The following is an 8226-nucleotide window of genomic DNA, read 5'->3' as shown; positions in this document are numbered from 1 at the left end:
GACGGTCGCGGACGCCCTCCAGCTTGGCCTGGTTGCGCCCGGCGAGCGCGAGCCTCCCTTCACGAGGGAGGCGGGCGGCGAGGTACTCGGCGGTCAGGCCGCCGGTGAAGCCGGTGGCGCCGAAGAGCACGACGTCGAAGGGACGCGGGTTCGTGGGTGCGGACATCGGCCTCGATTCCTCCGGACACGGTATGTTTACGGTGCTCACAACAGCGTAGGAGGGTGAAGTAAGCGGTGTCAACATCAGGGAAGGGTGGCTACCATCACGGCGACCTGCGGGCAGCGCTGCTGTCGTCCGCCATGGAGATGCTCGAGGCCGGCGAGCCCTTTTCGCTTCGCGCCATCGCGCGCAGGGCCGGCGTGTCACAGACGGCGCCGTACCGTCATTTCAAGGATCGCGACGCACTGGAGTCCGCTCTGGCCGTCGAGGGCTTCCGGGACCTCCTGGCAGACCTGGGCGACGGGCGCACACCGCCCACCTCACTCGCGGACTTGGCCGAATTCGCGGTCACCTATGTCGCCTTCGCGTTGCGGCGCCCCGCCCTCTTCCGGGTGATGTTCGGCAAGCCGTGCGACGACGCGGATGACGAGCGGGTCAAGGCCGCCGACGCCTTGCACGAACTGCTGGCCGACGCACTCCACCACGTCTTTCCCGAGGCGGACGCCTCGGCTCTGGCGTCCGCCGGTTGGGGGCTCGCACATGGACTGGCCTGCCTGTATCTCGACGGCAAGCTGCAGGCGGCCTCGGACGACGAGGTTGCCGAGCGGGTGCGCGGAGCCTTCCTCGCGATCGCGTCGGTCACCCCCTGAGGCCTGCCGAACGTTCGTCGCGGGCCTCACACCCTCCGGTGTTGACAGTGCTCACATGCCGTGCAACCCTCGGTGTTGACGCCGCTTACATTGAGGAGAGCGCTCATGACACCGCCCAGCAAGCTGACCGACCGCACCGTCGAGGTCGACCTCGGAGGCCGTCTCGTCACCGTCCCCGAAGGCGGCCTCTACGACCGGTTCCGGATGAACACCGACCTCGACGAGGTCGCGCGGGACCCGAGGGTCGGCAGCGTCGACTTCTTCCGCGGGATGCCGAAGACCCGCGTGGACTCCCGCATCGGACCCACGCTGACGCCGAACTTCTACTACCGCATCTCCACGACCCGGCTCACGATGCTCGCGCCGACGAAGGCGATCCGGGGCCGCCTGCCACAGGAGCTGGATCCGCTCGAGGTCGCCCCGGGGCTCGGGATCGTCTCGGTGATGGCCTTCCGGTACGACGTGTGCGACATCGACTTCTACACCGAGGCCGCCGTCGGCATCGCCGTCAAGCCGGCACGGCACAGCCGCGGGCTGGGCCTGCTCGACCTCGTCACCGGACTCAAGAACGACTCCCTGCACTCCTACGTGCTCTCGCTCCCGGTCAACACCGAGATCGCGCAGGTCCGCGGCCACGACGGCTACGGCTTCCCCAAGTGGGTCACCCGGCTCGACGTCGACATCGACACCGAGCACACCTCCGCCAGGGTCGCCAACGACCAGGGCGGCCTCGACCTCGCCCTCTCGGCGCCCACGCCGAAGCAGACCGCCCGGCCCACCGGCGAGCACGTCTCCACCCTGACCTCCTACACCACGATCGACGGCGCCTGGCACTCCACGACCAGCCAGATCAACATGCTCTCCGCCGGCACCACGCGGTTCCCCCGCGGCCTGGACCTGCGGCTCGGCGAGGGCCGGATGAGCCAGGACCTGCGCTCGCTGAAGCCGATCCGGACGATCCAGCTCGACGTCACCACCGAAGGCCAGCTGGCACTGCACATGCCGGTGCCCACCTCCGTCCAGGACCGGAGCTGAGGACGAGATGACCACCACGAGCCGCACCGGCCCGCCACCCCGCCGGAAGGAAGAACAGCCATGACCAAGCGCATCCTCAACGTCGTCACCAACGTCGGTCACTACGACGACCCGTCCCACGCCACCGGGCTGTGGCTCTCCGAGCTCACGCACGCCTGGCACGTGTTCGACGAGGCGGGCTTCGAGCAGACCCTGGTGAGCCCAGCGGGCGGCGCCTCGCCGCTCGAGCCGCGGTCGCTGAAGTTCCCCACCTACGACAAGACCGCCAAGGCATGGCGCGCCGACCCCGCGAAAATGGAACTCCTCGCGACCACGAAGAGCCCCGAGGAGATCGACTCCGCCGACTTCGACGCCATCTACTTCACCGGCGGCCACGCCGTGATGTACGACTTCCCCGGCTCCGAAGGCCTGCAGCGCATCACCCGCGAGATCTACGAGCGCGGCGGCATCGTCTCCTCGGTCTGCCACGGCTACTGCGGACTGCTCGACACCCGTCTCTCCGACGGCACCTACCTCATCGACGGCAAGCACATGACCGGCTTCGCCTGGCAGGAAGAGGTGCTCGCCCGCGTCGACAAACTGGTGCCCTACAACGCCGAAGAACGCGCGAAAGAGCGCGGCGCGCTCTACGAGAAAGCCACACTCCCCTTCGTCTCCTACACCTTGACCGACGGCAACCTCGTCACCGGCCAGAACCCGGGCTCGGCCAAGGCCACCGCACGAAAGGTCGTCGAAGCCCTCGCGGGCAACACGTCGCAGACCCACCCCTGAGGCGCGCCCGTTCCGTGGAACGCAGGCCGACGCCCGGGACGATCGATCCACGGTCCGCGGCCCTGGCTCAACGATCTGCTGACTCCGCGAGCGGCTCGGTGCCCCCCTGTTCCCGACGGGAACTGTCGCCACAGAAGCAGCCGATGCAGGCGTTCACGAAGACACGCACCGCGTCCCGGCGATCCGGGCTGCGCCAGACGACCGCGAGTTCGCCTGGTGAGAGCCCGGCGACCGGACGACAGACCACGTCGTTTCGTTGGTAGATCTCGACATTCCCGGCGGCGAGGAGCGCGACACCGAGCCCGGAGGCGACCGCCTCATAGGACTCCTCGACGGTCTCCGCTTCGGCCGCGACGTCGGCCGGGCGCGGACGGCTTGCGGTCGCCAGCCAGAACTCGCGCAGCGGCCCAGCCGACGAGGGGAGCGCGATGAACGGCTCGTCGATGAGTTCGGCGAACGGGATCACCTCGCGGCGGGCCAGGCGATGGCCCGGCGGTACCGCCACCCATCGCTGCTCGGAGGCGACCACCCGCCAGGAAAGCCCGGTGTCATCGGGAATGGGCAGCCAGGCGATGGCCACATCCACATCGCCGGCGGCCAACCCGATCGACGGATCGCTCCAGGGGACTTGACGGAACCGCAGTCGCCAGCTCGGCAGCGACTCGCTCATTCTCGCCGTGACACCAGGAATGAGCCCCCGGCCGATTCGGGTCTGGAAGCCGACTGTCAGCGTGGCCAGCTGCGTCGAGGATGCCTCGGCCGTTTCCCGGCGTGCCCGCTCCCATAGCTGCACGATCTGCTGGGCACGGGGCAGCAATGCCTTACCCGCGGCGGTCAGCGCGACGGCGCGGCGGTCCCGGTCGAACAGCGTCACCCGCAGGCAGGCCTCCAGCTGGCGGATCTGTTTGCTCAGCGCGGGCTGCGAGATGAACAGCCGATCGTTCGCCGCCCGAGTGAAGCTCAACTCCTCGGCGACCGCGATGAAGTACCGCAGATCCTGGACCCGAACATCCATAGCCGCAGGTTATAACGACAGGTATTGGACGCGCGTGCCGATCGGCCACAAGATCAATGTATGGAACTGACCGGAAAGACGGCGCTGGTGACGGGTGCGTCCCGAGGAATCGGAAGGGCGATCGCCACCCGGCTGGCCGCCGATGGAGCGCTGGTCGCCGTGCACTACGGACATGATGACGCCGCGGCGAGGGAGACCATGGCCGCGATCGAACGCGTCGGCGGGGTGGCCTTCGCCGTCCGCGCCGAGTTCGGCGTGGACGGCGATGTGGACACTTTGTTCGCCGGAGTGGAGCAGGGGTTGACCGGCCGGCCGCTGGACATACTGGTCAACAACGCGGCCGCCTTCGCCGGCACGCTCGACCAGGTGACGCCCGAGGAGTTCGACCGGCTCTTCGCGATCAACGTGAAGACCCCGTACTTCGCGATCAAACGGGCGCTGCCGCTGTTGCGGGACGGCGGCCGGATCGTCAACGTCTCCTCCGCCGCCACCAGGATCGCCATGCCCGAGACCGCGTACGCGATGACGAAAGGAGCGGTGGACGTGCTCGGCCGGAACCTGGCGCAGCGACTCGGCCCGAGGCGCATCACCGTGAACACCGTCGCTCCCGGGGTCACCGAAACCGATATGAACTCCTGGATTCAGGACGCCCCGCACCTGGTCGAGCAAAGCACGGCCATCACCGCACTGGGGCGGGTCGGGCAGCCGGAGGACATCGCCGACGCCATCGCATTTCTCGTGTCCGAGGACGCCCGCTGGATCACCGGCCAGTGGCTCGATGTCACCGGCGGCCTGTATCTCGGACCTGGCGAGTTCCGGAACTCTTGAGGGGTAAGGCAAACGTGTCGTGGTCGCGGACGGGGTCGATGCTGGAGCGAAGGCTTCTCACCGGTCACGTGCTGGGATTTCGTTGTCGTTCGAGTTTGCCTTTCGTTCTCCTTGGAAGTCCGGATCGGCGGGGCCAAGCCACGTGGTGAGGGCGGTCCGGAGGCCGTTCAGATCTGGCCGTTGGCCGGTGCGGGTGAGCCAGGCGACGTGTCCGTCGGGGCGGATGAGCACGGCGTCCGCGCCGAGATCGGAGCCCTGGGCTGGTCGGGTGCGGATGAGATCGGCGCGGCCAGCCCAGCCGGTCACGACGGCGTCGAGTGACCGGAGACCACCGAGATCCAGCAGAACAGCGCGGGCGCGGTGCAGAAGCTCGTAGACACGGCCGTCTACGAGGTCGAGATCCGGCATCCGCCTGCCGAGGAGGTCGTCCGTCCCGACCGTCGGATACTTGATGTCGGTCGCCGTGATCATTCCGGCAAGGCGCAGCCGTACCTCGTCGATGTCGATGAGATCGCCCAGCACTTCGCACAGAGCGGAGGTGTGCGCGTCCACCCGATGGAGTGCGGTCTGGGCCCGGGTGTTCCGCAGGACCCGGGCGGCGACCGGGTGGCGTTCGGCCTGATAGGTGTCGAGCAACAGGTCCGCGGCCTGGCCGCGGACGACGGCGGCGAGCTTCCAGCCGAGGTTGACCGCGTCCTGGACACCGGTGTTCAGGCCCTGACCGCCTGCCGGGAAGTGGATGTGCGCGGCGTCGCCGGCGAGGAGAACCCGGCCCTCGCGATAACGGTCGGCCTGGCGCGCCGCGTCGCCGAACCGGGAAAGCCAGCGCGGCGAGTGCATCCCGTAGTCCGTGCCGGCGATCTTGACCAAGGCCGTGCGGAGGGTCTCCAGGGTCACCGGCTCGTCCCGGCCCGCGACGTGATCGAACTCGTTGGTCAGCACCCGATACCGGTCCGGGCCTGATGCCAGCACCGAGAAGCTCCCGTTTTCGCGCCGTTCCTGGAAGATGTCGTCCACCGGCGGCTCGGCAAGCTCGACGTCGCCGAGCAGAGCGGTCATCGTGGCCGGGGTGCCCGGGAACTCGATGCCCGAGAGCCTGCGCACGGTGCTGCGCCCGCCGTCGCAGCCGACGAGATAGTCCGCCCGGACGCGTGATTCGTCCGCGAGCTCCACGGTGACACCTGTGTCGTCCTGGATGAACCCCGCGACCTCGGCGCCGCGGCGCAGCCGTACCCCGGCCTCCACCGCGCGCTCCGCCAGCAGCCGTTCCACTTCGGACTGCGCGATGACGAGAACGTACGGATACCGCGTCGCCGCATCGGACACGTCGAGCGGATCGGCGGCGAAGCGCACGGCCTGCCTCCGCTGTCCGCGCTCGAGAAACCGGTCGAGGAGGCCCCGCTGATCGAGCGTCTCCATCGTGCGGATGTGCAGCCCGCCGGCCCGCGATTCCACCGTCCGACGCTCCGGGAGACGCTCGAGCACGAGCACCTCGACCCCGGCGAGCCGCAGCTCGCACGCGAGCATCAGCCCCGTCGGCCCCGCCCCGGCGATCACTACCTGCGTGTCGGTCACGGTCAACTCCTTGGTCATCATTTACCGGCTGATCTGACGCGGATCCGTCACCGCGAGGAGTTTGTCCGGGTTGCGAATGGCGTAGAAGTGGGTGATCTTCCCGTCGGTGGTTTCGACCAGGAAGACACCTTCGGGCTGGTCGCCGCGGTAGGAGATCAACGCGGGTGTGTTGTTGCAGTTGACCATCTCGATCCGCAGGTCCGCCGTCCGCCGCTCGGGGCGGAAGAGGTCCATGACGAGTGCGGCGACCTTCTCCGCACCCACGATCGGCCGGCGCGCCGCGATGGTTTTGCCGCCGCTGTCAGCGGTCCAGGTGGCTTCCGGTGCGAGCAGTGAGAGCAGCTCTTCCAGGTTTCCGGTGGCCGCGGCGGTCATGAACTTCTCGGTGATCCGCGCGGTGGTCACGGCGTCGGCGGGTGCGAAGCGCTTGCGCCGCGCCTGTACGTGCTCGCGGGCCCGGTGCGCCACCTGGCGCACCGCCGCCACCGATTTGCCCACCGCCGCGGCGATGTCGTCGTGGTTGAAGCCGAACACCTCACGCAGCACGAACACCGCGCGCTCGTCCGGAGTAAGGGTTTCCAGCAGCACGAGCATCGCCATCGACACCGACTCGGCGAGCACCGCGTCGGCCGACGGGTCGGTGTCGTCGAGCAGCAGCGGCTCGGGCAGCCATGGGCCGATGTAGTCCTCGCGACGGCGCGTGTTCGCCCGCACCGTGTTGAGCGCCTGCCGGGTCACCAACCGGGCCAGATACGACTTGGTGTCCCGCACCGTCGCCAGATCCACCTCGGCCCACCGCAGATAGCCGTCCTGCAGCACGTCGTCGGACTCGGTCGCCGAACCGAGTATCTCGTAGACGATCGTGAACAGCAGCGGGCGAAGGTGGGTGAACCGCTCGGCGTGTTCGTCGGTGGTCACAGCGACGCGACTCCCTGTGCGGTGGGGATCTGCCTGCCGGGGCGAGGGCCGCCCCTGGGCCAGCCCATGGCACCCGGCTCGCGAGCCTCCCGGCGAATCCTTTTCGACACCACGAACCTGCAGGTCACTTCCTTGATCAACGCGCCAATGCGGCCGCCGATGTAGAGGTCCACCGTACTGTCGTCCTTCCGGGCGAGCTGCCGGATGCCGGCGTGGCGGCCGAGGCTGACGCACGCGCCAGTGAAGGCCAGGTCGATCAACGCCGGTTCGGTGCCCGCGATACGGCTCAGCACGGTGTCGGCGGCCTGTGCCCCGAGCGGCCCGGCGGCATAACCGCTCATCCGCAACGGCCGGCCCGACGGTGCGGCGGCGTCGCCCGCCGCGACGACGCGGTCGTCGTCGACGCTGGTCAGCGTTTCGTCGGTGAGCAGCCGCCCTAGATCGTCGGTGCGTAGCCCGCTCACACGGGCCAGCTCGGGCACACCGAACCCTGCCGTCCAGACGGTCAACGCGCTCGCACGGACCGCACCGCCGGCCAGGACGACCGCGTCCGGCCGGACCTCGGTCACCACGTCGGCCTCGAGCACGGTGACACCGTGCCGGCTCATCCACCTGGCGACCGACCGGCGACCCGGCGCGCTCAGATAAGGCGCCAGGGCTCGGCCACACACCAGCGTGACCGGGCGTCCTCGCTCGGCCAGTTCCGCGGCCGTCTCGATGCCGGTCAATCCACCGCCGACCACCGTGATCGGCGCGGCGGGCGGCAATTCGTCCAGCCTGGCGCGCAGCCGCTGCGCGTCCTCGAACTCGGCGACGGGCACACCGAACTCGACGGCGCCGGGCACGGCCGACGGTGTCGCCGCGGTGCTGCCGACCGCGTAGATGACGTAGTCGTAGGCCAATCCGCCACCCGAGGCCAACTCCACGGTGCGCGTGGCGGTGTCGATGCGTGCGACGCTGTCGACGACCAACTCGATGTTCTCGCCGAGCAGCGTGCCGTAGTCGATCGTCGCATCGCCGCTGCGTGCCGCGAACTGGTGCAGCCGGATCCGCTCGACGAACTCCGGGCGGGGATTGACCAGCGTGATGTCGACGTCGGCGCGCATCCGCAGACGGTTGGCCGCGAGCGTTCCGGCGTAACCACCACCGATGACCACGACCTTGTGACGTGTCTTGTGTTCAGGCATGCCTCCCAAGACACCGCGGACCACCGAAAACGTGACACGACCCGCCGTGACCCGCGTCACCGCGCGATAGCACGGGCGCGGTGTCCG

General features: G+C 69.0%; 8 protein-coding genes. 4 read left to right on the top strand and 4 right to left on the bottom strand.

Features of this window, described 5'->3' with window-relative positions:
* The first annotated feature begins 300 nt into the window (after nt 1-300).
* The 3 genes from ED92_RS32550 (at nt 301) to ED92_RS32540 (ending at nt 2616) form a co-directional block, all read left to right on the top strand.
* Nucleotides 301-810 carry a TetR/AcrR family transcriptional regulator gene (locus ED92_RS32550; RefSeq protein WP_233629775.1) on the top strand — a complete coding sequence of 170 codons (510 nt, stop codon included), beginning with the start codon at nt 301-303 and terminating at the stop codon, nt 808-810.
* A gap of 105 nt (nt 811-915) precedes the next feature.
* Complete coding sequence (locus tag ED92_RS32545; protein ID WP_037345029.1) at nt 916-1845, top strand: acetoacetate decarboxylase family protein; 930 nt, start codon at nt 916-918, stop codon at nt 1843-1845.
* A gap of 60 nt (nt 1846-1905) precedes the next feature.
* A complete protein-coding gene (locus tag ED92_RS32540; protein ID WP_037345027.1) occupies nt 1906-2616 on the top strand; it encodes a type 1 glutamine amidotransferase domain-containing protein in 711 nt (236 codons plus the stop codon).
* Between the two features lie 67 nt (nt 2617-2683).
* Here ED92_RS32540 and ED92_RS32535 read toward each other — a convergent pair whose 3' ends face one another.
* Nucleotides 2684-3631: a LysR family transcriptional regulator gene (locus ED92_RS32535; RefSeq protein WP_063777635.1), complete on the bottom strand. Its 948-nt coding sequence runs from the start codon at nt 3629-3631 to the stop codon at nt 2684-2686.
* Nucleotides 3632-3691: 60 nt separating this feature from the next.
* Here ED92_RS32535 and ED92_RS32530 point away from each other — a divergent pair, with 60 nt between their 5' ends.
* Nucleotides 3692-4459 carry an SDR family NAD(P)-dependent oxidoreductase gene (locus ED92_RS32530; protein ID WP_037345026.1) on the top strand — a complete coding sequence of 256 codons (768 nt, stop codon included), beginning with the start codon at nt 3692-3694 and terminating at the stop codon, nt 4457-4459.
* 57 nt (nt 4460-4516) lie between these two features.
* Here the strand turns inward: ED92_RS32530 and ED92_RS32525 are convergent, their stop codons facing one another.
* From ED92_RS32525 to ED92_RS32515, 3 genes are read right to left on the bottom strand one after another with little or no spacing between them, the layout of a single operon-like run.
* Nucleotides 4517-6034: an FAD-dependent monooxygenase gene (locus ED92_RS32525; RefSeq protein ID WP_235213413.1), complete on the bottom strand. Its 1518-nt coding sequence runs from the start codon at nt 6032-6034 to the stop codon at nt 4517-4519.
* Nucleotides 6035-6055: 21 nt separating this feature from the next.
* Nucleotides 6056-6952: an RNA polymerase sigma factor SigJ gene (gene sigJ, locus ED92_RS32520; protein WP_037345024.1), complete on the bottom strand. Its 897-nt coding sequence runs from the start codon at nt 6950-6952 to the stop codon at nt 6056-6058.
* On the bottom strand, nt 6949-8139 hold the full coding sequence (locus tag ED92_RS32515) for an NAD(P)/FAD-dependent oxidoreductase (RefSeq protein WP_037345733.1): 1191 nt from the start codon (nt 8137-8139) through the stop codon (nt 6949-6951). The genes sigJ and ED92_RS32515 overlap by 4 nt, the downstream gene beginning before the upstream one ends.
* Nucleotides 8140-8226 lie beyond the last annotated feature (87 nt).

The organism is Amycolatopsis sp. MJM2582, assembly GCF_000754115.1.
Lineage (GTDB): Bacteria > Actinomycetota > Actinomycetes > Mycobacteriales > Pseudonocardiaceae > Amycolatopsis > Amycolatopsis japonica.
The sequence above is the reverse complement of the archived record's forward strand: the minus strand, read 5'-3'. Positions and strand labels throughout refer to the sequence as shown.